The 25021-nt window shown below is 73.5% G+C and carries 14 protein-coding genes; 12 read left to right on the top strand and 2 right to left on the bottom strand.

The genetic code is table 11. From position 1 onward, the window contains the following. Positions 1 to 46: 46 nt before the first annotated feature. A complete protein-coding gene (locus tag ElP_RS00555) occupies positions 47 to 1129 on the bottom strand; it encodes a glycosyltransferase family 4 protein (protein WP_231749373.1) in 1083 nt (360 codons plus the stop codon). 313 nt (positions 1130 to 1442) lie between these two features. Here ElP_RS00555 and ElP_RS00560 point away from each other — a divergent pair, with 313 nt between their 5' ends. Continuing rightward, positions 1443 to 5108, top strand: coding sequence for a DUF11 domain-containing protein (locus ElP_RS00560; protein WP_197446607.1), 3666 nt, complete (start codon positions 1443 to 1445; stop codon positions 5106 to 5108). Between the two features lie 142 nt (positions 5109 to 5250). Here ElP_RS00560 and ElP_RS00565 read toward each other — a convergent pair whose 3' ends face one another. After that, complete coding sequence (locus tag ElP_RS00565; RefSeq protein ID WP_145266278.1) at positions 5251 to 7650, bottom strand: arylsulfatase; 2400 nt, start codon at positions 7648 to 7650, stop codon at positions 5251 to 5253. A gap of 453 nt (positions 7651 to 8103) precedes the next feature. Between ElP_RS00565 and ElP_RS00570 the strand changes: the two genes are divergently transcribed. From ElP_RS00570 to ElP_RS00620, 11 genes are all read left to right on the top strand, one after another. Next, a complete protein-coding gene (locus ElP_RS00570; RefSeq protein WP_145266280.1) occupies positions 8104 to 9525 on the top strand; it encodes an Nramp family divalent metal transporter in 1422 nt (473 codons plus the stop codon). 149 nt (positions 9526 to 9674) lie between these two features. Next, entirely contained in the window at positions 9675 to 9962 is a 288-nt protein-coding gene (locus ElP_RS00575) for a hypothetical protein (protein ID WP_145266282.1), read from the top strand. 50 nt (positions 9963 to 10012) lie between these two features. Next, positions 10013 to 10486 carry a YraN family protein gene (locus tag ElP_RS00580; protein ID WP_145266284.1) on the top strand — a complete coding sequence of 158 codons (474 nt, stop codon included), beginning with the start codon at positions 10013 to 10015 and terminating at the stop codon, positions 10484 to 10486. 158 nt (positions 10487 to 10644) lie between these two features. Further along, a complete protein-coding gene (locus tag ElP_RS00585) occupies positions 10645 to 11091 on the top strand; it encodes a Dabb family protein (RefSeq protein ID WP_231749374.1) in 447 nt (148 codons plus the stop codon). Between the two features lie 311 nt (positions 11092 to 11402). Next, a complete protein-coding gene (locus ElP_RS00590; protein ID WP_231749375.1) occupies positions 11403 to 13925 on the top strand; it encodes a bifunctional YncE family protein/alkaline phosphatase family protein in 2523 nt (840 codons plus the stop codon). Positions 13926 to 14052: 127 nt separating this feature from the next. Next, entirely contained in the window at positions 14053 to 14514 is a 462-nt protein-coding gene (locus tag ElP_RS00595; RefSeq protein WP_145266286.1) for a hypothetical protein, read from the top strand. 338 nt (positions 14515 to 14852) lie between these two features. Continuing rightward, complete coding sequence (locus tag ElP_RS00600; protein WP_145266288.1) at positions 14853 to 15317, top strand: DUF4058 family protein; 465 nt, start codon at positions 14853 to 14855, stop codon at positions 15315 to 15317. 326 nt (positions 15318 to 15643) lie between these two features. After that, positions 15644 to 23623 carry a right-handed parallel beta-helix repeat-containing protein gene (locus ElP_RS00605; protein ID WP_145266290.1) on the top strand — a complete coding sequence of 2660 codons (7980 nt, stop codon included), beginning with the start codon at positions 15644 to 15646 and terminating at the stop codon, positions 23621 to 23623. A gap of 104 nt (positions 23624 to 23727) precedes the next feature. Next, positions 23728 to 23991, top strand: coding sequence for a hypothetical protein (locus tag ElP_RS00610; protein ID WP_145266292.1), 264 nt, complete (start codon positions 23728 to 23730; stop codon positions 23989 to 23991). A 26-nt stretch (positions 23992 to 24017) separates the two neighbouring features. Then, positions 24018 to 24518 (top strand): DUF2243 domain-containing protein, encoded by a 501-nt coding sequence (locus ElP_RS00615; protein WP_145278103.1) that lies wholly within the window; start codon positions 24018 to 24020, stop codon positions 24516 to 24518. A gap of 133 nt (positions 24519 to 24651) precedes the next feature. Beyond that, a complete protein-coding gene (locus ElP_RS00620) occupies positions 24652 to 24981 on the top strand; it encodes a hypothetical protein (RefSeq protein ID WP_145266294.1) in 330 nt (109 codons plus the stop codon). The last annotated feature ends 40 nt before the right edge of the window (positions 24982 to 25021 follow it).

The following is a 25021-nucleotide window of genomic DNA, read 5'->3' on the forward strand; positions in this document are numbered from 1 at the left end:
CGGGGGCCGGGGGATGGCCTCCTCGCCTCCCCCGGCCGATGGCCCGTCAGCCCTCGTCCCGGAGGGCGGCCATCAGGGCGTCGTTGGCCTGGTCCCAGCGGAACTTCGAGGCGACGGACCGGCCGAGGGCGACGCGGCGGTCGCGCTCGGCGTCGCGGTCGAGCAGGTCGCGCAGGGCGGCGGTGAGGGCGTCGTCCCGCTCGGGGTCGAAGTACCAGCCGGCCTCCCCGGCGATCTCGGGCAGGGCGGTCGAGTCGGCCAGGGCGACGGGGCAGGACTGGGCCATCGCCTCGACGGTGGGGATGCCGAAGCTCTCGCAGGTGGAGGGGAAGACCAGCGCGGTCGCCTCGGCGTAGAGGGCCCGCAGCTTCGAGCCCTGGCGGTAGCCCGGCATCACGACCGTCGCCTTCGGGCCGATCGAGGCGATGGCCGATCGGATGGCCTCGGCCTGGGGCTCGGCCCCCTCGCCGACCAGGACCAGCGCGAGGTCCCCCGAGGCCACCTCCGGCAGCCGGCCGGCGGCCCGGACCAGCCGGGGCAGGTTCTTCCGCTCCTGGAAGTTGGCCACCGAGAGCAGGTAGGGCGCACCGGGCCGGAGGCCGGCGTCTCCCCGGGCGGCCCGGCGCTCGGCGCCCGTCGGGGGCTCGAAGTACAGGTCGTCGGCGGCGTTGGGCACGGTCGACACCCGGCCCTTGCACTCGGGGAAGCGTTCGAGCAGCTGCTCGGTGTTGAACCGGGAGACCGAGAGGACCCGGTCGGCGGTCCCCAGCGCGTGGCCGAGCAGCTCCCGGCGGCTCGGCGAGCCGTAGCGGATGTCCTGCAAGACGTCATGGCTGGTGACGGCCCGCCGGGCCCGGCGGCGGGGCACGTAGTACTCGGACGGGCAGTAGATCCAGTCGACCCGGCCGGTCCAGAGCTCCAGGGGCGGCCAGGGGACGAGCCTCCAGATCCGGAGCGCCGTGCGGGTGGAGACGGGAAGCTCCCGGCGGCGGGGGGGATCGGGCCGGTCTCCCAGGGCTTCCCACGAGGCCAGGCCGTCGGGCTCGCCGATCCGGCCGGAGACGGCCGTCAGGCGGACCCCGGGGCGGGCGATCAGCCGCTCGAGCTGGGCGAGGGCGTGGCGGGTCACGCCGGTCGGCCCTCGGCAATTGTTCATATCGAAGAACCAGGCAATCGTCATTGCCGGATCGGCCGCCATCGCCCCCCTCCGCCCCGCCCCGCCCCGCCCCGAAGCGACCCTCCCGGCCGGTCGGACGGGCCGCGATCGTAGAGCGCCGGGGGCCGGGCCGTCAATCTCGGCCCGGGGGGCCGGGGCGGGCCGCGTCGGCGAATCCATCGGGTAGAGTTTCTCGGTCATGCATAAGCACGCCAGCACGAGGCCGATCGTGACGGCCCCGGGGCCCTGGCGTCCTGTGGCGGATATGCCCGGCGAGGGGGTTGCGATGGGTCGGAATCGATCGGCGCGGAAGGCGGGCGCCCGGGGGGCGAGGCCCGGGGTGGAGCGGTGCGAGGACCGCCGGCTGATGGCCACCTTCGTCGTGGCGACGGCGGCCGACGGCGGCGACGACGCCGCGCCGACGGCCGGGTCGCTCCGCGAGGCGATCCTGCTGGCCAACGCCAGCCCGGGGGAGGACCGGATCGCCTTCGCCATCGGCAGCGGCCCGCAGACGATCGCCCCGCCGACCCCGCTGCCGGCGCTGACCGACCCGGTGGTGGTCGACGGCTCGACCCAGCCGGGGTTCGCCGGCTCCCCCCTGATCGAGCTGAACGGGGCGAACATCGCCGGGTTCGCCCAGGGGCTCCGGATCTCGACCGGCCAGAGCACGATCCGGTCCCTGGTCATCAACCGCTTCTCGGCCGACGGCCTGAGCCTGGCCGGCGACGGCAACCTCGTGGTCGGCAACTTCATCGGCACCGACCGCACCGGCATGGTCGACTTCGGCAACGGGGACGACGGGATCGAGATCCTCTCCCGGAACAACACGATCGGCGGCACCAGCCCGGGCGACGCCAACGTCATCTCCGGCAACGACGGCGACGGCATCTTCCTCGTCACCGGGTCGCAGCCGGCTAACAACGTCATCCAGGGCAACCGGATCGGCACCGACCCGGGCGGCACCCAGGCACTGGGCAACGGGGCGAACGGCCTCGCCCTGTTCGGGTCGCAGAACATCGTCGGGGGCACGGGGGCGGGACAGGCCAACGCGATCGCCTTCAACGGCCGGGCGGGGGTGGTGGTCGGCTCCTTCTTCTCGAACGAGCAGGGGAACGCGATCCGGGCCAACGCGATCCGCTCCAACGGGGGCCTGGGGATCGACCTGGGGGACGACGGGGTCACGCTCAACGACCCGTCGGACGCCGACGGCGGCCCGAACCTCCGGCAGGACTTCCCGGTGGTCGACGCCGCCTTCCCGGGCCCCGGGGGCACGGTGGTGCAGGGCCGCCTGGCCAGCCGGCCGGGGAGCAGCTTCTCGGTCGACTTCTTCGCCAACGACCAGGCCGACCCCACCGGCTTCGGCGAGGGGCAGCAATACCTCGGCTCGGCGGTGGTGATGACCGGCCCCGACGGCTCGGTCGCCTTCGATCTGGAGCTGCCCGCCGCCGTCCCCCCCGGCCGGCTGATCACCGCGACGGCCACCGACGCCGCCGGGAACACCTCGGAGTTCTCCGAGGCCCGGCTGGTGGCCGACGCGGCGAGGGCCGACCTGGCCGCCTCGCTCTCCCCCTCGCCCGGGACGATCCGGGTGGGCCAGGAGCTGACCCTCTCGGCCGGGGTCCGCAACCTCGGGCCTGCCCGGGCGACCGGCGTGACCGTCTCGGTCCCCCTGCCCGAGGGGTTCGACTTCGTGGCCGCGACGCCGACCCGGGGCTCGGCCTCCTTCGCCGACGGGGTGGTGACCGCCTCGATCGGCGAGCTGGGGGCCGGCCAGTCGGCCTCAGTGAACATCCGGGTCGTCCCCCGGGCCGTCGGGGTCGTGGCGGCCTCGGCCTCGGTCGCGTCCGACCTGGAGGATCCGGACGCCGGGAACGACGCGGCGACGGTCAACCTCGACGTCCAGCCCCCCGTGCCGGCCGACCTGGCGATCTCGGCCTCGACCCGGCCCTCCCCGGCGACCGTCGGCGAGCCGTTCGAGTACACCGCCGTGGTCGTCAACCGCGGGGGCAACCCCCGGGTCGACGGCGTCTCGGTGACGATCGAGCTGCCCGAGGGGCTGGCCGTCCGGGCGATCGACCCCAGCCAGGGGACCGCCAGCCAGGACGGCCGGGTCGTCACCGCCTCGATCGGCTCGCTCGACCGGGACGCCAACGCCACCGTCCGCCTGACCCTCGTCCCCGAGTCGACCGACCGCCTGGCCGTCGTCGCCACCGTCCGGGCCGGGGCCCCCGACCCGGACGCCACCAACAACAACGTCCGGACCGAGCTGGACGTCACCGCCCAGCCGCCGATCGACCCGGCCGACCTCGGCCTGGTGGCCTTCCTCTCCGGCGAGTCGCCGGTCCTGGACCGGGAGTTCGAGTACACGGTGCTCGTCACCAACGGCGGCCCGTCCCCCCGGGCCGGGGACGTCGTGCTGACGACCGAGCTGCCCGAGGGGCTGGAGCTGACCGGCATCGCCCCGAGCCAGGGGTCGGCCGAGCGGGACGGCCGGACCGTGACCGTCCGGCTGGGGGAGCTCCCCAGCGGGGCCAACGCCGTCGTCCGGTTCCGCCTGACGCCGAGGGTGGCCGACACGCTGGAGATCTCCTCGGCGGTCCGGTCCGACCGGCCCGACCCCAATGCCCTGGACAACGTCGTCCGGCTCCCGGTGTCGGTCAGCCAGACCCCGCTGGTCGACCTGGCCGTCGGGCTCTCGGCCTCGCCGCCGTCCCCCCGGGTCGGCGAGGCGGTCTCGTACACGATCAGCGTCGTCAACGGCGGCCCGGGAGACGCCGGGGAGGTCGAGCTGCTCGGCGAGCTGCCCGAGGGGGCCGAGCTGGTGCTCCCGCCCTCGACCAGCCAGGGGACGGTCGAGCTGGTCGACGGCGACCTGGTCGGCCGGCTGGGGTCGCTCGGGCCGGGCCAGGTGGCGATCGTCTCCTACGTCGTCCGGACGGCCGGGACCGGCGTGTTGACCGCCTCGGCGACGGTCTCCTCCGACCGGGCCGACCCCAACCCGGCGAACAACCGGGCGATGCTGACCACCCCGGTGGCCTCGGCCGACCCGGCGGATCTGGTCGTCGGGCTGGTCACGGTGCCCGAGCCGGCGACGGTCGGCGAGCCCCTGCGCTACTCCGTCGTGGCCTCCAACAGCGGGCCGGGGGTGGCCACCGGGACGGTCGTCCGGGTGCCGCTGCCCTCGGGGGTGGAGCTGGTCGGGATCAAGCCGAGCCAGGGCTCGGCCGCCCTCGGGCCCGACGGCGTCCTGACGCTGGACCTGGGGACGCTCGCCCCCGGGGGCCAGGCCCTGGTGGAGCTGCTCGTGGTGCCCCGGGCGCTCGGCCCGCTGGAGATCTCGGCCACGATCGAGGGGGCCGGGCCCGACTTCAACCCGGCCAACAACCGGGCCGTCTCGGCCACCGCCGCCGTCCCGGCCGAGGTGGCCCCGGTCGTCAGCGGCCAGCAACTGGTCAGCTCCCCCCGGGGGATCTCGGCGATCGTGCTGGCCTTCAGCCGGCCCCTGGACCCGGCCCTGGCCGCGTTCGCGGGCAACTACGCGATCCGGCAGGCCTCCGGCGACGGCCGGCCCGTCGGTCGGCCGATCGGGCTCCGGTCGGTTGCCTATGACCCGCTGGCCCGGACGGTGACCCTGGTCCCCTCCCGGATCCTGCCGCTGGGCCGCTACTTCCTGCTCCAGGCCAACGCCCCCGGCGGGCCCGGCCTGACCGGGGCCGACGGCGCCGTGCTCGACGGCGACTTCGACGGCCTGCCCGACGGCATTTACGAGGACCTCGTCGGCCGGGGCACTCCCACCCGCCCCCGACGGCTCCAGCGCGGCCCGCTCTCCCGGGAGCTGCCGCCCTCCGCGCCGCCGTCGCCGCTCCCCCCGGCCCCGATCGGCACCGCCCGCCCCTTCGCCGCCGCCCTCGCGGCCCGGGCGGCGAGGCTGGCGGGCCGGGGAGAGGCGTGATCGGTTGACTGCTGCGGGGGGGCGATGGCCGTTCGTGATCGTCCTCCGGTCATCCCCCCTCCGCCCTCCGCCCTCCGCCCCCCGTCGTCCCCGGGGGGAGTCCGGGAGCGGGCCGGGACGTTGCCGACCCGGCTGGCTCAGGTCACTTGAGCGTGATCGTGACCTTGTCGATCGTGCCGGTGAACGCGCTGTTCTCCTCTGTGTAGTCGGGGGAGACCGGCGTCTCCCGGTCGACGCCGACGTTCGCCGTCTCGTCGGCCGACCAGATCGCGAACTGGGTCTTCTCGACCCGGCCCGAGCCGACGGGCTTGCCGTCGATGGACAGGGTGACCTTCCCGCCGCCGCCGAGCTTCGGCTCGCCGTCGTAGTCGAAGGCCATCGTGACGGTCGCCTCCCCCTCGGGGAGGGGGGAGTCGGCGGTCACCGAGTAGTGCTCCAAGCCCAGGAAGTTGTAGTGGTAGGTCGGCCTGCCGTCCTTGACGTAGAAGCTCCAGCCGCCGAACCGGCCGGCCTGGCTGACGAGCACCCCGCCGGCCGACTCGCCCCCGGACTTGATCCGGGCCTCGATCTCGAACGACGTGTTCTTCGTGTTGATGAAGCCGTTCTCCGGCATGAACCCCATCCCCGGGTACAGGTCCAAAGTCTTCCTCCCCGCCATGATGTCGGGGCGCCCGGCGATCAGCGGGTTGGTGCGCTCGACCCGGCGGTCGTCGATCGGCAGCACGTGATACGTGACGGCCTCGGCCAGGAAGAGGGACTGCAGCTCCTTGAGCTTCTCCGGCTGCTCGGCCGCCAGGTCCTTCGCCATGCTGAAGTCCTCGGCCACGTGGTACAGCTCCCACGTGTCCGCGGTCAGGGCGTTCTCCACCTTGCCCCAGGGCGCCACGTGGACGGTGCCGGCGAACCAGCCGTCGGCGTAAATGCCGCGGTTGCCGAAGATCTCGAAGTACTGCACCCGGTGCCGGTCTGCGGCGGCCGCGTCGTCGAAGGTGTAGGCCAGGCTCACGCCCTCCATGGGGCGCTGGCCGATCCCGTTGACGTCCCTCGGCTGGGGCAGGCCCGCCAGCTCCAGGACCGTCGGGGCGATGTCGTTGACGTGGTGCCACTGCTCGCGCAGCTCGCCCTTCGCCTTGATCCGCTCCGGCCAGTGGACCACCATCCCCTGCCGGGTCCCGCCGTAGTTCGAGGCGATCTGCTTGGTCCAGGTGAACGGCGCGTCGAAGCAGACGGCCCAGCCGGCCGACATGTGCGGGTAGGTGCTCGGGCCGCCCCACTCGTCGGCCTTCTCCAGCATCTCGGAGACTTGCTCCTGCACGCCGTTGAAGTAGGTCATCTCGTTGAACATGCCGTTGAAGCCGCCCTCGGCGCTCGTCCCGTTGTCGCCGGCGATGTAGAAGACGAGCGTGTTGTCCAGCTCGCCCATCGCCTCGATCGCCCCGATCAGCCGGCCGATCTCCGCATCGACCATGTCCACGTAGGCGGCGAACACCTCGGCCTGCCGGGCGAAGAGTTGCTTCTCGTCGGCCGAGAGGTCGGCCCAGTCCTTGATGTCCTTCGGCTTGGGCGCCAGCTCCGTGTCCTTCGGGATGACGCCCCGCTCCTTCTGGCCGGCGAAGATCCGCCCCCGGATGACGTCCCAGCCCTCGTCGAACTTGCCCTTGTATTTCTCGATGTACGACGTCGGCACGTGGTGCGGCGCGTGGACCGCTCCCGGGGCGAAGTAGGCGAAGTAGGGCCGCTCGGGGGTGAGCGACTGCTGGGCCTGGATCCAGCGGATGGCCCGGGTGGTCATGTCTTCGAGGAAGTGGTAGTCCGGGTCGCCCTTGCCCGGGTCGGCGACCGGGGTGACGCCGTCGTAGATCGCCGGCGACCACTGGTTCGTCTCGCCGCCGAGGAAGCCGTAGAAGGTGTCGAACCCGCTGAGCGTCGGCCATCGGGTCAGGGGGCCCGAGACGCTGATCTCCCAGGCGGCGACCTCGTGACACTTGCCGAACTGCGCGGTGCTGTAGCCGTTCAACCGCAGGATCTCCGGCAGCGCGGCGCAGGTGTTGGGGATCATGCCCGTGTTGCCGGGGAAGGCGGTCGCCGTCTCGGTGATCGAGCCCATGTTGACCGAGTGGTGGTTGCGGCCGGTGAGCAGGGCCGCCCGGGTCGGCGAGCACAGCGCGGTGGAGTGGAAGTGGTTGAATTTCAGGCCGCCGGCGGCGAGGCGGTCGAAGGTCGGGGTCGGGATGACGCCGCCGAAGGCGGAGGTCCCGCCGAAGCCGAGGTCGTCCACCAGGACGACCAGCACGTTCGGCGCGCCGGCCGGCGCCTGCACCTGGAACACCGGCGGCTTCTCGGCGTCCCGGGCGTCGAGCGTGGTGATCGGCGCCCGGTACGGCGCCTTCAGGGGGAGCGCCGTGCGGTCCAATCCCGCCGTCTCCCGGCTCGCGTCCTGGGCCCGGGCGGGGGCGCCGGCCGGCCCGCCGGCCGGGGCCAGACAGCCGACGGCCACGACGGCGGCGATCAGGAGGGACGGGTTCGGGGTTCGTGCGCGCATGGTGCGGGTCTCCGGGGAGGTGATGGGGGACGGGGCATCGGGCCGAGCTGTCGACATCAATGCGTCGTCCGCGGACACCGCCGTCGATCGAGGTCGGAAATCCGAGGAAATTCCCCCCGCCCGGGGCCGGCCCCGCGGCCGGCCCGGCCGGGATCGACCTGCCGCCCCCCGCCCCCCGCCGCCGGCCCCGCCCCGGGCCCGCCTCCCGGGATCGGACACCCACGGCCCCGGGGCCGCCGGGACCGCTTCGGGCCCCGGAAGCCCACGCGGCTGCGAGTCGCCGGCCCGCGTCCCGGCCATCGGCCCCGGGCCGACCGCCAGGCCATCGACGGCCGCCGGGCGCCGGGGTATAAGTCGGTGACGGGACGGGGCCTCGGCCGGGCGAGATCGGGGCGGGGCCGGGGCGGATGCATCGGGGGCGATCGAAGGTCGAAGGGCCGGAGCGGAGGGGGGATGGCGATCCCGTCGAGGGTCAAGGGGGTGCTGGGCTCGCTCGGGCCGGGGCTGATCATCGCCTCGGTCTGCCTGGGGCCGGGCAGCGTGACGACGGCCTCGAAGATCGGGGCCGAATACGGGTACATGCTCATCTGGGTGGTCGTGCTCGCCTCGGCGGCCATGATGATGTACACCGCGATGGGGGCCCGCTTCGGCGCCGTGCAGGAGCGGTCGTTCCTGCAGGCGGTGGCCGACCGCTACGGCCGGTGGTTCGCCGCGCTGATCGGCCTGGCGGCGTTCCTGATGTCGGCGAGCTTCCAGTTCGGCAACAACCTGGGGGTGACCACCGCCACGGCGTCGGTGACCGACAACTGGGCCTCCCGGGCCCTCTCGGGGGCGATCGGCCGGCCGGTCGCCGAGGAGCAGATCTGGCCGTTCGTCTTCACCGGCCTGGCGCTGCTGATGGTGCTCTTCGCCTCGAACCTGTACCGGGTGATCGAGCGGGTGATGACCGTGCTGGTGCTGGTGATGATCGGCGCCTTCTTCACGAACCTCGTGTTCGCCCGGCCGGACCTCTCCCAGGCCGCCGAGGGGCTGATCCCCCGGATCCCCGGCGGGGGCCGGGGGACGACGGTGATCGCGGCGATGGTGGGCACGACGTTCGTGATGCACGCCTGCCTCTACCAGTCGTACCTGGTGCAGTCCAAGGGCTGGCGGCTGGCGGACGTCCGCAAGGGGCTGGTCGACTCGATCGTCGGCATCGCCATCCTGGCGACGATCAGCGTGCTGATCATGCTCACCTCGGCCGCGGCGTTGCGCCCCCGGGGGATCGAGATCGCCGACGCCTCGGAGATGGCGTTGCAGTTGCAGTCGGCCTTCGGCCCGGCGGCGAAATTCATCTTCTGCCTGGGGTTCTGGGCGGCCGCCTTCTCGTCGATCCCGGTCAACGCGATCGTCGGCGGCGGCCTGCTGGCCGACGGCCTCGGCCTGGGGCACCGGATGGACCAGAAGTGGCCCAAGGCGATCACCGTGGCGATCATGCTCATCGGCATGGTCATCGCCACGATGCCGCAGGAGAACCGGGCCAACGCCCTGATCGTGGCCCAGGCGGCCACGATGCTCGCCATGCCGGCGGTGGGCCTGGGGATGTTCCTGATCCTCAACGATCGCCGGGTGATGGGCCGGTTCGTCAACTCCTGGCGGCAGAACGTCCTCGCCGGGTTCGGCCTGGTGCTGGTGCTCGTCCTCTCGGTGGCGACCTACGGCAAGCTGATCGACCAGGTCGGCATGGCCCGGGACCGATGGCGGGCCCCGGACCCGTCCCCGGCCGCCTCGGCTCCGGTCGCCGATCCGGGAGGGGGGGGGCGTCGGAATCCTGACGGCCCCGCGCCCGGCCCGATTCCGGCTCGCCGGACCCCGCCCGCCGCCGGATCGGCCTAGGCGCGGGGGGCGTTCCGTGGCACCATCCCGGGCGAATCCTCTCGAGACGCGGCGGCGTTCGACCGCCGGGGGCTCCTTCGAGTATCCGAAGGTCCGCAATTCACGCCCGGCCCGAGCGCTCGAATCGGGCCGGTCGGGGACAAATCGCCATGGAACGGAGTCCGGTCCGATTCGGCCCGGCGATCTTCGCCTGCCCGCTGATGCTGGTGGCGGCGATCGCACCGGGCTGCAACGCCCTCGGCCGGGGCAAGGATGCCCAGTCCGGCCAGCCCGCCTTCTACGACGAGTTCTTCGGCGAGGAGTCCGAGGCCGAGCCCGTCTCGGCGACCGAGGACGAGGACGCCGCCCGCCTCCGCTTCTTCAAGAGCAACCGGCTCCCCGGCGGCCTCAGCGCCGAGGCGAGGGAGATCGAGCGCGGGTCGTTCAACATCCAGTGACCCGGTCGCCCGGCCGGCCCGGCCGGGCGACCGCCCGGGGGCGTCCCCTCATGTTCGGCCCCGGCTTCCGCGTGAGATTCCGGCTCCCGTTCGGGCTCGGCCGCCGATCGGCCCGGGGGCCGATCCCGATCCCCTGGAACCGCTGGTTCGGGGATCGGGGGGAGCGGGAGGCGGCGCGTTGCCTGCGCCGCAAGGGGATGCGCGTCCTCCTGCGGGGCTACCGGACGACCCGGGGGGAGGTCGACCTGATCGCCCGGGACGGCGGCACCCTGGTGTTCGTCGAGGTGAAGACCCGGAGGAGGGGGGAGCCGGCCGAGGCGGTCACGCCGGAGAAGCAGCGGCGGATCACCCTGACGGCCCTGCACTTCCTCAAGCGATACGGGCTGCTGGAGGGCCCCCGGCCGGTCCCCTGCCGGTTCGACGTGGTCGCCGTCACCTGGCCCGAGGGCCGGGGCCGCCCGGCCGTCGAGCACCTGCCGGACGCCTTCGAGGCGGTCGGCCCCCGGGGCCAGTTCTTCCGGTGAGCCCGGCCGGTCGGCTGGCCCGGGGTCCCCGGCCCCCGTACAATCGGGCCCGATCGGCCGCCCCCGGAGGAGGTCCGGGGCGGCCGGGCGATCGAGGCCGTCCGAGGGACGGCCCCGAATCGGACCGAACCGAACCGAACCACCGGGAGCAACCGACGATGCGCACCTCGATGTCCCGCCCCGCCTTCGCCGCCATCGCCGCGGCCGCCGTGACCGCCGCCGCCCTGACCCTGGCCGGCCGCACCGACGCCGAGCCCGCCCACGCCGCCGCCGCGCCGCTGGCCCACATGGTCTTCTTCACCCTGGCCAACCGCTCGGAGGAGAACGCCAGGAAGCTGGCCGACGCCTGCCAGACCTACCTGACCGGCCACGAGGGGACGCTCTACTTCTCCGTCGGCACCCGGGCCGAGGAGTTCGACCGCGAGGTCAACGTCACCGACTTCGACGTCGCCCTGCACGTCGTCTTCGACGGCAAGGCCGCCCACGACACCTACCAGGAGCACCCCCGGCACCTGGAGTTCATCGAGAAGAACAAGGACCTCTGGTCCGGCGTCCGCGTCTTCGACTCCTACCTCGTCGCGTCCCCCGGCGGCGAGGGGAACTGAGCCCCGGGGGCCGGGCTCCCCGCCCGCCCGGCCCCGGCGGGCCCGCCCGTCGGGGCCGCCCGGGCCCCACCGGGTCGTCCGGCGCTTGCCCGGCCCCACCCCGCCCGCGTCGAGCGGTCCCTCGTCGTCGCCCCCCCACGTCCCATCCCCGTCCGGCCCCGACGGCTCGGCCGGCCCCGTCCCCGCCCCCGAGGTGCCAGGTGTCGCGTAACGCTCGATCGCTCGCCGTTCTTTTCGCCCTTTACGCTTCGGCTATGCCTTCGGTAGCCCAGGAGTCCCCGCCCCGAGTGGGGCCAGGGGACGAGGGCGTCGTGGTCTCGACCAGGCAGCTGATCCGGCCGGCGGGGCGGTCGGTCGAGTTCGGGGGCCGGCCGGTCGACCTGGTCGCGTCGGGGGACGGGACTCGCGTTTATGTGAAGGACAACCGGGGCGTGGTGGTCCTCGACGCCGACTCCTGGGAGGTCCTCCAGGAATTGCCCTTCCCCGAGGGGGGCGGTTCGATGCACGGCATCGCCCTCTCGGCCGACGGCCGACGCCTGTATGCGACGACGGCCCAGGAGCACCTCTACGAGGCGAACGTCGGCGACGAGGGGCTGCTCTCCTGGTCCCGCACCATCCCCCTGCCCGGCCCGGGCGGCGAGGGACCGTCCCACTCCTGCGGCATCGCGCTCTCGGCCGACGGCACGACGGCCTTCGTCGCCCTGTCCCGGAACAACTCGATCGGCGAGGTCGACCTGGCCCGGGGGGCGGTCGTCCGGGAGATCCCGGTCGGCGTCGCGCCGTTCGACGTGGCAATCGGCGAGGGAGGCGCCTCACTCTATGTCTCCAACTGGGGGGGCCGTCGGCCCGTCGAGGGGGAGCAGACCGCCCCCTCCTCCGGCACCCCGGTGCTGGTCGACGACCGGGGAGTGGCCCGGAGCGGCACCGTCGGTAAGGTGGATTTCGGCCGGGGGGCGATGGTCGCCGAGGTCGCCACCGGCCTGCACCCGAGCGACCTGGTCCTCGACGCCGACGCCGGCCGGCTCTACGTCGCCAACGCCAACTCCGACACCGTCACCATCCTCGACGTCTCCGGCGGCGGCTTCGAGGAACGGGCGTCGATCCTCGTCCGCCCCGACCCGGATCTCCCCTTCGGCAGCGCCTCGAACGCCCTGGCCCTCTCGGCCGACGGCGGGACGCTCTACGTCGCCAACGGTGGCAACAACGCCGTGGCCGTCGTCTCGCTGGGCGAGGACCGCGCCGACGGCCATATCCTCGGCTTCATCCCCGCCGCCTGGTACCCCGGGGGCCTGGCGATCGGGCCCGACGGGGCGCTGCTCGTCAGCAACGTCAAGGGCCTCGGCTCCCGGGCCGAGCCCGAGGACCCGGCCGAGGGCCGATCGGTCTACGCCTACCTCGGCACCGTCCAGCGGGTCGAGCCGCCCGACGCCGGGACGCTGGCCCGGTTCACCGAGCAGGTCGTCGCCGACGCCCGGGTGCCCCAGGCCCTGCTGTCCTGGGAGCGCCAGGAGGCCCGGTCGGGGGCCCCTCCCCGCCCGGTGCCCGAGCGGCTGGGGGAGCCCTCGGTGTTCGAGCACGTCGTCTACGTCATCAAGGAGAATCGCACGTATGACCAGGTCTTCGGCGACATGCCCCAGGGGGACGGCGACCCCTCGCTCTGCATCTTCGGCCGGGAGGTGACCCCGAACCATCACAAGCTCGCCGAGGAGTTCGTCCTGCTGGACAACTTCTATTGCAACGGCGTCCTCTCGGCCGACGGCCATTCCTGGACCACCGAGGGGAACGTCACCGACCACCTGGAGAAGTCCTTCGGCGGCTTCACCCGCAGCTACACCTTCGGCGACGACCCGCTGACCTACTCCTCCACCGGCTTCATCTGGGACAACGTCCTGCTCCACGGCCTCTCGTTCCGCAACTACGGCGAGATGGACTACGCCGAGCCCGTCCCCGACGACCTCACCTTCACCCAGATTTATGAAGACTTCCTCAACGATAGGAATGAGGTCGCCTTCACCCAGAACATCGGCATCGAGCCCCTCCGCCGCTATTCCAGCCCCTCCTTCCCCGGCTGGAACATGAAGATCCCCGACGTCCTCCGCGCCGACCGCTTCCTCGACGAGCTGGCCGGGTTCGAGGAGACCGGCGACCTGCCCGGCTTCTCGATGATCTTCCTCCCCCAGGACCACGGCTCCGGCACCTCCCCCGGCATGCCCACGCCCAGCGCCCACATGGCCGACAACGACCTGGCCGTCGGCCGGATCGTCGAGGGCCTGAGCAAGAGCCGGTTCTGGCCGAAGACCTGCGTCTTCGTCATCGAGGACGACCCCCAGAATGGCTTCGACCACGTCGACGGCCACCGCTCGATCTGCCTGGTCGCCTCCCCCTACACGAAGCGGGGGGAGGTGATCAGCGAGTTCTACAATCAGACCTCGGTCCTGCACACGATGGAGCGCATCCTCGGCCTGCCGCCGATGAACCAGATGGATGCCATGTCCCCGCTGATGTCGGCCTGCTTCGCCGACGAGCCGGACCTCACCCCCTACGAGGCCCTCCCCGCCAACATCCCGCTCGACGAGCTGAACAAGCCCGTCGCCGAGCTGCCCCCCGGCCAGCGGAAGTGGGCCGAGGCCAGCCTCGAGCAGGACTTCGAGGGCTTCGACCGCGCCGACGAGGACACCCTCAACCGCATCCTCTGGCACTTCGCCAAGGGCCCCGACGCCCCCTACCCCGCCCACCTCGCCGGCGCCCACGGCACCGGCCTGGAGGGCCGCCGGCTCGTCATCGTCGAGGTCGAGGACGACGACGACGAGGAAGAAGAAGACGAGGACGATTGACCCGGCCCCGCGACGCTCGACCCCGCCGTCCCCCGGGACGACCGGGGGTCGGGCGTCCGGGGGAACCGGCGGGTGTCCGGGCCCGTCCAACCCCGAGTCGGCCCCGCGACCAGGGAGGTGACGCCCGATGAAGGCCCCTCGCGTCCGCATCCGCACCGTCATGATCGCGATCGCGGTGCTGACCGTCCTCTCCTACGTCGCCGCCCGCCTCTGGGCCTACTACAGCCTGCCCGCGAACACGAGGGACGTCCTCGCCCGGCTCGACCGGCCCGTCCGGTTCCCCGACCCCGGGCCGATGCCCCTGGCCGAGGCCCTCGAAGCGATCCGGGAGGCGACCCGGGATCCGGGAGACAACGGCATCCCCCTCTACGTCGACGAGCTCGGGTTGCAGCGGGCCGGCGCGACGCTCTGGACCGAGGTCCGCGTCGACCCGGGGCCGATGCCGGCCGGCGACTGCCTACGCCGGGTGCTCGGGCCGCTCGGGCTGGACTTCAATGTCTATGTCCGCGACGGAATGCTGGAGGTCACGACGAAGGATGTGGCGAGACGGGCACGAGAGACGACGCCGGACCAAGTTTTGCGCCCCTGATCGCCCGACGCTCGCGGTCATCGAACCCGCCGGGCTTCGGCGGTCGTCGCCCCGGGAGATCGCTGGTCATGCCGATCCACGACTGGAACCGTGTGCCGGCCGGCATCTTCCATGACTTCCGCTTCGGGTGGGTGTCCGAAGTGTGCCGCGCCTTGAACGGTGGCCTCCTGCCTGCCGGCCTCTACGCAATGGCGGAACGGACGTCCGGGGACCTGGGACCGTTCGGGGGCCCGCCATCGCCCCCGGAGTTGGGGTCTCCGGGAGCATTCTCGTGCCGGGAACGGCCGCCGAGGGCCCGATTCCATGGCCGACTCGACGAGGCGGCCACCTACGCGAGCATGTCCAAATCCGTCGTCGTCCGGCTCGAATCCGACCACCGGGTCGTCACCATGGTCGAGCTCGTCTCCCCCGGCAACAAGGCTAGCCGGTATGCCATCGACCAGTTCGCTGCCAAGGCCCGGCAGGCGATGCAGGACGGGGTCCACCTGCTGATCGTCGACCTCTTCCCCCCCGGCCCACGGGACCCCGGCGGCCTCCACCGGCTGATCTGGGACGAGGGGGACCGGGGGGGCTTCACCCTCCCCCCCGACGAGCCCCTGGCCTGCATCTCGTACATCGGCGGCCCGGTCCCCCAGCTCTTCCTCGAGCCGATGGCCGTCGGCCGCCCGCTGCCCGAGGAGATGCCCCTGTTCCTCGACCCCGGGCATTACGTCTCCGTCCCCATCGAGGCCACCTACCGCGCCGCCTTCGACGCCGTCCCCGAAGTCTGGAGGGACGCCCTCTCCTCCCCCCCCTCGGCATGACCCCGGTCGGGAACCCCTCCCCCGCCAACCACTTCGGAGAGCCCGACGTCTCTCGCCGGCGTCCGCCCCCGATCCGCCCCGCCGGCCGGCTCCCGCCGCCCGTGATCGGCATCCTGGGGTGGTTGCGAAGCCTGTGCGAAATTGGCAGACTGTCCGGCTTGGATATCCGGCGCGGCAGGTTTTCGAAGCCCTTGAATCCTCGCATGGGTGATTGGTAGCTTCGTGTCCGGTCGGCGGCGAGGCCAGGGAACCGGGGCGGCGGATTCGCCCCGATCGGCGACGCCCCCGGCGTGCAAGGCGCCGGGGGCCACAGCGAGGATCCAGCGATGAGCAGCAGACGAGGTCGCCGGGGTGCGGCGGGACGGGCTTCCCGGGGCGGCTTCCGGGTCGAGCGGCTGGAGCCGAGGCAGCTGCTGGCGACCTTCGACGTGACCTCGACGGCCGACTCCGGCGCGGGGACGCTCCGGGAGGCGATCACCCTGGCCAACCTGACGGCCGAGGCGGACACGATCCGCTTCGACCTCGGCGGCTCGGGCGTCCGGACGATCGCCGTCACCTCGGCCCTGCCGATCGTCACCGCGCCGCTGGTCATCGACGGCGCGACGCAGCCGGGCTTCAACCCCGCCTCGCCGACCCCGGTGGTCTTCCTCAACGGCGTCTCCACCGCCGGCATGGCCGACGGCCTGGCCTTCGCCCCGGGGGCGGCCGGCTCGGTGATCCGGGGCCTGGCGATCGGCCGGTTCGGCGGCGACGGCATCGAGGTCCAGGCCTCCGACGTCCTGATCGTCGGCAACCACATCGGGGCCGACGCCGCCGGGACGGCCGCCGCCATGAACTTCGGGGCCGGCGTCCGGGTCGTTGGCGCCTCGGGGGTGTCGATCGGGGGGGCCACCGCGTCTCCGTTCAGCCCCGGGGCGGTCGGCAACGTGATCTCGGCGAACGTCGGCGACAACATCCGGCTCGAAGGCGCCTCCGGGGCCGTCGTGCTGGGCAACTTCCTCGGCACCGACCGCTCCGGCACGGTCGCCCTCCGGGATCCGGCCTCCGGGGGCCACGGGGTCCGGATCGTCGGCGGCTCGGGGCACGTCGTCGGCGGCCCGACGCCCGGCGAGGGGAACCTGATCTCGGGCAACGGCATCAACGGCGTCGAGGTCGACGGCGGCTCCGGAGTCCTCGTCTCCGGCAATCGGATCGGCACCACGGCCGACGGCTTGGCCCTGCTCGGCAACGAGAACCAGGGGGTCCGGCTCCGCAACGGGGCGACCGGCAACACGGTCGGCGGACGGAACGCCTCGGCCTTCGCCCTCTCGGCCGGCAACCTGATCGCCGGTCACCGGGACGACGAGGTCCGGGTCGCGGACCCGGGCACCTCCGGGAACCTCGTCGTCGGCAACTTCCTCGGCGTCGACCGCACGGGCTCGGCCGGGCTGCCCAGCGGGGACTCGGGGGTCGAGCTGAACAACGCCCCGGGCAACACCGTCGGCGGCGCCGACCCGAGGCTCGGCAACGTGATCTCGGGCAACCGGGGGGACGGCATCCTCGTCATCGGCCCCGGGGCGTCGGGGAACCTCATCCAGGGCAACCGGATCGGCACCAACGCGGCCGGGACCGCGGCCATCTCCAACGTCACCGAGGACGGCATCGAGATCAACGGCGCCCCGGACACCACCGTCGGCGGGGCCGCCGCCGGGGTCGGCAACCTGATCTCGGGCAATGAGAACCAGGGCATCCGCCTCCGCAACGGCCCGACCGGGTCCCTGATCCAGGGCAACCTCATCGGCACCGACGCCGCCGGGACGGCCGCCATCCCCAACGGCGAGAACGGCATCCTGCTGGAGGGCGGGGCCTCGTCCGGGGCCTCGAACAACACGATCGGCGGCGTGAACGCCTCGGCCGGGGTCCTGTCGGCCGGCAACCTGATTTCGGGCAACGGCCGCAACGGCGTCCGGGTCGTCGGCGCCGGCAGCTCGGGCAACGTCGTGCTCGGCAATTTCCTGGGGACCGACCGCCTCGGCACCCTCGCCCTGGGCAACTCGATCCACGGCGTCCTGCTCGACGGCGCCCCCGGCAACACGATCGGCGGGGCGAACATCGGGTTGCAGCCGTTCGCGCTGCGGGCCGGCAACCTCGCCTCGGGCAACGGCGGGGACGGCATCCGCCTGGCCCTGCTGCTCGACGGCCAGGGCCAGCCGGTCTCGGCCAGCTCGGACAACCTGGTGGTCGGCAACTACGCCGGGACGAACGCCTCCGGCTCGGGGGCGATCCCGAACCAGGGTGCGGGCGTCGCGGTGCTCGGCGACTCCGCCTCGGCAGGATCCCTCTCCGGCAACACGATCGGCGGGGCGAACGAGGCGGTGCCGGGGGCGACCCGGGGGAACCTGATCTCGGGCAACGCCCGGCTCGGCCTGCTGCTCCGGGGGGGGGCGGTCTCGGGGAACCTGGCCCTGGGGAACCGGATCGGCACCAACGCGGCCGGCACCGTGGCCGTGCCCAACGGCCGGGCGCCGTCGACCGGCGGCCCGATCGACGCCGACCAGGGCATCGGCGTGCTGATCGACGGCGGGGCCTCGGCGAACACGGTCGGGCAGGGGAACCTCGTCTCGGGGAACATCCACGCGGGGGTCGTGATCGACGGCAGCCCGTCGAACGCCGTCTCCGGCTCCCGGATCGGCACCAACCTCGCCGGGACCGGCCCGATCGGCAACGGCATCGGCAGCCCCTTGCCGAACGGCGCCACCGACCCGACCGAGCTGGACGGCAACGGCGTCCTGCTCCGGGACGGCGCGACCGGCAACACGATCGGCGGCACCAACGCCGACCCCTCGGTGCTCACCGGCGGCAACCTCGTCTCGGGGAACCTCGGCGACGGCGTGGCCGTGCACGGCGCCGGGACGTCGGGGAACCTGATCGCCGGCAACCGGATCGGCACCGACCTGGCCGGGACGGCCGCGATCGGCAACGCGCTGGACGGCGTGGAGGTGGCCGGGGCCGGGTCGACCACGATCGGCGGCGTCTCGCCGGGCCTCCGCAACGTGATCTCGGGCAACGGCAGCGACGGGGTCGAGCTGGAGCGGGGGACCTCGGACGCCCTGGTCCTGGGCAACTTCATCGGCACCGATGCGTCGGGCTCGGCGGCGGTCGGCAACGGCTCCGACGGCGTCTCCGTCTTCGACGCCTCCGGCAACCTCGTGGCCGGCAACCTCGTCTCCGGCAACGGCCTGGACGGGGTCCGGATCCGGGACCTGCTGGCGACCCCCGGCATCCCGACCTCCGGCAACCGGGTGCTGGGCAACTTCATCGGCACCGACGCCTCGGGGACCGTCGCGCTGGGCAACGACGACGACGGCGTGCAGGTCGTCGCCTCGTCCGGCAACACGATCGGCGGCGTCGAACCGGCGGAGGCCAACCTCATCTCCGGCAACCGCAGCTACGGCGTGGTCGTCGGCGACGGCGACGGCACCACCTCGGGCAACCTCGTGCTCGGCAATCGGGTCGGCACCACCGCCTCGGGGGACTCGGCCCTGGGCAACGCCCAGGACGGCGTCCTGCTGGCCCGGGGGGCGACGCGCAACACGATCGGCGGGGTGAACGCGGGGCCCGGCACCCGGACGGCCGGCAACCTCGTCTCCGGCAACGGCGGGTCGGGGATCCGGGTGCTCGGCGACCAGTCCCGGGAGAACCTGCTGCTGGGCAACTTCATCGGCACCGACGCCGACGGGTCCTCGGCCGTCGGCAACGGGCTCGACGGCGTCCGGGTCGAGGGGAGGCCCTCGAACACGATCGGCGGCACCAACGCCGGGCCCGGGGTCCTCACGGCCGGCAACCTCGTCTCGGGGAACCTCGGGGTCGGGATCCGGCTGATCGGCGGCGGGGCCTCGGCGAACCTGGCCTTGGGGAACTTCATCGGCACCGACGCCTCGGGATCCGACGAGGTCGGCAACGCCGGGGACGGCATCCGGGTCGAGGCGGCCCCGGGCAACACGATCGGCGCCTCCAACGGGGCGACCGCCTCGCTGGTCGCCGGCAACCTCGTCTCCGGCAACCTCGGGTCCGGGATCCGGCTCTCGGGCCCCGGCGCCTCGGGCACCTTCGTGCTCGGCAACTTCGTCGGCACCGACGCCCCGGGGGCCGCCGGCCTCGGCAACCAGGGCCCCGGGATCGTCCTCGACCGGGCCTCGGCCAACACGATCGGCGCCGCCAACGGGGCCCCCGGGGCCCTGGTGGCGGGGAACCTCGTCTCGGGCAACGGCGGCGACGGCGTGATCGTGACCGGCGAGGGGGCCTCGGCGAACTGGATCCTCGGCAACTTCGTCGGCACGGACGCCGGGGGCTCCTCCCGCGTCGGCAACGCCGTGGCCGGGGTCCGGATCGCCGCCTCGGGCAACTCGGTCGGGGTGGCGGGGGTGGGCAACGTCCTCTCGGGCAACCTCGGCGACGGCCTGGCGATCTCCGCCCCGATGACCTCGGCCCGGGCCAACCTCATCGGCACCGACGCGACCGGGACGGGCGGCCTCGGCAACGGCGGGGACGGCGTCCGGATCTCCTCGAGCATGATGAACACGATCGGCGGCAACGCCGACGGCCTGCGCAACGTCATCTCCGGGAACGCCGGGGCCGGGGTCCGGGTCGCCGGGGCGGGCGCCTCGCTGAACATCGTCGCCGGCAACCGGATCGGCACCGACCGGGCCGGGACGATCGCCCTGGGGAACTCGGTCGGCGTGCTGGTCACCGGGGGATCCACCAACAACGCGATCGGCGACGGCAACGTCCTCTCGGGCAACCGCGGCGACGGCGTCCGGATCGAGGGGGCCGGCGGCGGCGGGACCGAGAACGCGGTGGCCGGCAACTTCATCGGCCTCGGCCCCGACGGCTCGACCCCGGTCGGCAACGGGGGGGACGGCGTCCGGGTCGTCGACGCGGCCCGCAACACGATCGGCAGCAACCTCGCATCGGCCAACGGCGGCTTCGGCGTCGCGCTGGTCGGCCCCGGGGCGACGACGAATTTCGTCCAGTCGAACCGGGTCGGCACCGGGGACGCGGGCCTGCTCGGCCGGGGCAACGCCGCCGGGGGGATCCTCGTCGAGGACGCCCCCGGCAACCTCGTCGGCGGGCCGGTGGCGGCCGAGGGGAACATCGTCTCGGCGAACCTCGGCTCGGGGATCGAGATCCGGGGGCCGGGCGCCTCGGGGAACCTCGTCGCCGGCAACGTCATCGGCCTGGCCGCCACCGGGGCCGCCCCGCTGGGCAACTCGGGGGACGGCATCGCCCTGCTCGACGGCGCCTCGGCCAACACGATCGGCGGCGAGGTGGCCGCGGCCGGCAACGTCGTCTCGGGCAACTCCCGGGACGGCGTGGTCCTGGCCGGGGGGGCGACCCGCAACGTCCTCTCCGGCAACCTCATCGGCACCGACGCCGCCGGGGGCCGGGCGCTCGGCAACGGCTCCTCCGGGGTCCGGATCTCCGACGCCCCCGACAACACCCTCGGCGGCCGGGCGAACCTGATCTCCGGCAACGGTGCGTTCGGCGTCGCGGTCGCCGGGCCCGGGGCCTCGGGCAACGTCGTCTCCGGGAACCTGATCGGCACCGACCTGGCCGGGTCGGCCCCCCTGGGCACCCAGCGGGTCGGCCTGGTGATCCTCGACGCCCCGGGCAACCGGGTCGTCGACGGCAACCTCGTCGCCGGGCACCTGGGGGACGGCCTCCAGCTCATCGGCCCCGGCGCCTCGGGGAACCTCGTCGAGGGGAACCTGATCGGCACCGACGAGTCCGGCTCGGGCGGCCTGGGCAACGCCCGGGGCGTCTTCCTCGACGGCGCCCCCGGCAACACCCTCCGGGCCAACACCGTGGCCGGCAACCTCGGCGACGGCGTCGTGCTGCTCAACGGCGCCTCGGGCAACCTGCTGTCGGGGAACCTCGTCGGCCTGGCCGGCGAGGGCGGGGCGGTGACGAGGGGCAACCTCAGCGGCGTCCTGATCGTCGGGGCCGACGGCAACACGCTCGACGCCAACGTCCTCTCGGGCAACCGGGGCTTCGGCGCCGCGTTGGCCGGCACCTCGGGCAACGTGCTCTCGGGCAACCTGATCGGCGTCGACCCCGGGGGCACCCGGGCCAGGCCCAACGCCCTGCACGGCGTGATGGTCTTCGCCGCCTCGGGCAACACCCTCTCGGCCAACGTCGTCTCGGCCAACGGGCTCTACGGCGTCGAGCTGCGGGGGGGCTCGTCGGGCAACCTGCTGGCGGAGAACCTCGTCGGCACCGACCGGTCCGGCTCCTCCCCGCTCGGCAACGCCAGCGACGGCGTCCACCTCGACGGCGCCGGGGGCAACACCCTCTCGGCCAACGTCATCTCGGCGAACCTGCTGGACGGCGTGAAGCTGATCAACGACTCCCCCAACAACACCCTGGCCGGCAACCTGATCGGCACGGACCGCACCGGGTCCGCCCGGCTCGGGAACCAGGGCAGCGGCATCCTGATCGCCGGGGCCTCGAACAACCTGATGCGGGGGAACGTGACCTCGGGCAACCGGGGCTTCGGGGTCGGCATCGCCGGGGCCTCGGGCAACGTGGTGGCCGAGGGCCTGGTGGGCACCGACGCGGCCGGCACCGTCGGCCTGGGCAACGGCCTCTCGGGCATCCTGCTGCTCAACGCCTCGCGGAACTCCGTGCTCGACTCCGTCGTCTCCGCCAACGGGGCGGGCGACATCCGGGGCAACGTCCGGATCGACGGCCCGGGGGCCACCGGCAACCAGGTCCTCGGCAGCCGGATCGGCACCGACCGCCCCGGCGCCCGGTCGCTCGACCCCAACCTCGGGGGTGTCCGCCAGCGAGACCCCGAGTTCCCGGCCGACGGCACCCCCTCCCCCGGCAACCGCACCACCTTCGACCCCCGCAACGACGGCGTCGTCATCGCCGGGGGGGCCTCGGCCAACTCGATCGGCGGCACGGGGGGCGGCCAGGGGAACCAGATCTCGGGCAACCGGATCGGCGTCTACGTCCGGGACCGGTCGGGCGGCAACGTCCTGGTCGGCAACCGGATCGGCACCAATCCCGACGGGACGTCTCCCCTGCCCAACGGCGACGGCGTGATCGTCCTGAACTCCTCCGGCAACACGATCGGCGGCCTCGGCGCCTCCTCCCGGAACGTCATCTCGGGCAACCTGGAGGCGGGCGTCCGCCTGACCAGCCTCGCCTTCGAGGGGCCCCGGGCCCCGGCCGCCGGCAACGTGGTGGCGGGGAATTACATCGGCACCAATGCCGCCGGGGACGCCGCCGTCCCCAACCGCCAGGGGGTCTTCGTCTACGGCGCCTCGAACAACCAGATCGGCCTCGGCTCGTTCGCCGACGCCGACGGCGGCGGCAACCTCCTCTCGGGCAACACCGAGGTCGGCGTCCAGATCCTCAACGCCGACACGATCAACGCCCAGACCGTCGCCACCGACGCCGGCCCGGCGATCGTCCCGTCGCCCTCGGCCGAGGGCGCGGTCACCTCGGGGAACGTCGTGGCCGGCAACCGGATCGGCTCGGACGCCTCCGGCACGGCCCGGGTGCCGAACTACCAGGGCGTCTTCCTCAGCGACGCCCCCGGCAACGCCGTCGTCGACAACCTGATCGGCGGCAACGTCCAGGTCGGGTTGAACCTCACCGCGTTCAACGCCGTGGGCAACTTCGTCGGCGGCAACCGGATCGGCCCCGACATCGCCGGCAACCTCGGGCCGCTGGCCAACGGCTTCGGCGACCCCAACGGCCTGGGCACCGGCATCCTGCTCAACCAGGTCCTCGACGGCGCCAACACGATCGCCCCCACCAACGACCTGAGGGGCAACACCACCGCCCAGACCCGGACCCGGACCATCGCCTCCGGCCCGTTCGTCGAGGGGGTGATCCCGATCGTCGACCCGGCCACCGGAGTGCTGACCCGGGTCGACGTCCGGATCAACGGCTACCTCTCCCGGGACGCCTCCGTCACCCTGAACCCGGCCAACTACGCCATCGAGCCGATCGGGGGTTCCGGGCCGATCGCCCTGGCGTCGATCACCTATGATGAGGTGGCCCGGCTCGTCTCGATCACCCCCGCCTCCCCCCTGCCCGCCGGCTCCTCCTTCCGCCTGACCCTGGTCGGCCTGGCCCCCGGCGGCCTCCGGTCCCGGACCGGCCCCGGCGCCCCCCCGGCCTTCCTGGACGGCAACCTCGACTCCCGGGCCGGCGGCGACTTCGTCCAGGTCGTCAACGTGCCCGCCCGATCGGCCTCGGCGGCGATGACCGCGAGGGCCGTCGACGCCCTGCTCGACCTCGGCGACCCGACCTGACCCGGACCGGGCGGGGCTCCTGGCGTCCCGCCCTCGGATCCCGTAGAACGGGGGGACGCCGCGGGGCGGCCCGGTCGTCGATCCGATCAACCGGGGGAGATCCGATGGGCCATCGACGGTTGTCCTGCCTCCTCCTCGCCCTCCTGGCGGCCTCGGCGCCGGCCGACGCGTGCCCGGTCTGCGACCGGGAGACGGGCCGGCGGGTGAGGGCCGGCCTCGCCGACGAGGACCTGGGCCGCAACGTGCTGGCCACGGCCCTGCCGTTCGGGATCTTCCTCGGCGTCGCCGCCGCCCTCCACTTCGGCCTGCCCGCCCGTCGGGGAGGCCCCCCGGGGCCGGGCCCGGCGACGGGTCCCGAATCCTCCTGACCCCCGAGGTGGCCGACATGGCCGACATGGCAGGCCGCACCAACCGCGGGCCCCTGATCTCGGCCGGGACGCTGCTCGGCGTCGGCATGGGGGGCTTCGTCGACGGCATCCTCTTCCACCAGATCCTCCAGCTCCACAACATGATCTCGGCGAGGAGGCCGGTCACGGATCTGGTCAGCGCCGAGATCAACATGGCCTGGGACGGCCTCTTCCACGCCTTCACCTGGGCGATGACGGCCCTCGGCCTGGCCCTGCTCTGGCGGGCCGGGCTGAGGGCGGACGTCCCCTGGTCGACCCGGACCTTCGTCGGCTCGCTGCTGCTCGGCGCCGGGCTGTTCAACCTCGTCGAGGGGCTCATCGACCACCACCTCCTCGGGGTCCACCACGTCGTCGAGGCGCTCGGCGTGTCGGCCTGGGACTTCGCCTTCCTCGCCTCGGGGGTGGTGCTGATCCTCGCCGGGTGGGCGTCCATCCGGTCCGGCCGGGGCGACTCGACCCCCCGGGGGCATCCGGGAGGGCCCTCCTGAGGCCCTGCCCCCGGGCGGGTGCTATGCTTGGGCGTCGGGGCGAGAGGACGGAGCGGCCCCGGTCGTCGGATCGGCGAGGGCGATGAGGAGGCACGCGAGGCCGGTCCTGCCCTCCCGACGCGGGACCTCTCCCATGCGCCTCCCCTTCCGACTCGCCGCGCTCTGCGGCCTCGCCCTGGTCCTCTCCCCGTCGGCCCCGGCCCGGGGCCAGTGGTTCTTCGGGGCCAGCTCCGACTACGCGTACTCCGGCCCCTATGCCGGGTACTCGCCGATCTGGGCCTACCCGACCGACCTCAGCAACGGCCCCTCCCCCTACTACTCCCCCATCTTCAACTCGGCCGCCGCCAGCCGACCCCGGCCGAACCTGGAGCCGAGCCCCTACGCCCGGTCCCCGCTCGACCTGCTCCGCTTCAACCGGCCGTCCCCCGGGCACAAGACGCACGGGCTGTTCCGCAGGCGGTGACCGGGCCGGCCGGGCGCGTCGGGGCGCGGTCGCATGAGGC

It is taken from the genome of Tautonia plasticadhaerens (assembly GCF_007752535.1).
In the GTDB taxonomy this organism is placed as follows: domain Bacteria; phylum Planctomycetota; class Planctomycetia; order Isosphaerales; family Isosphaeraceae; genus Tautonia; species Tautonia plasticadhaerens.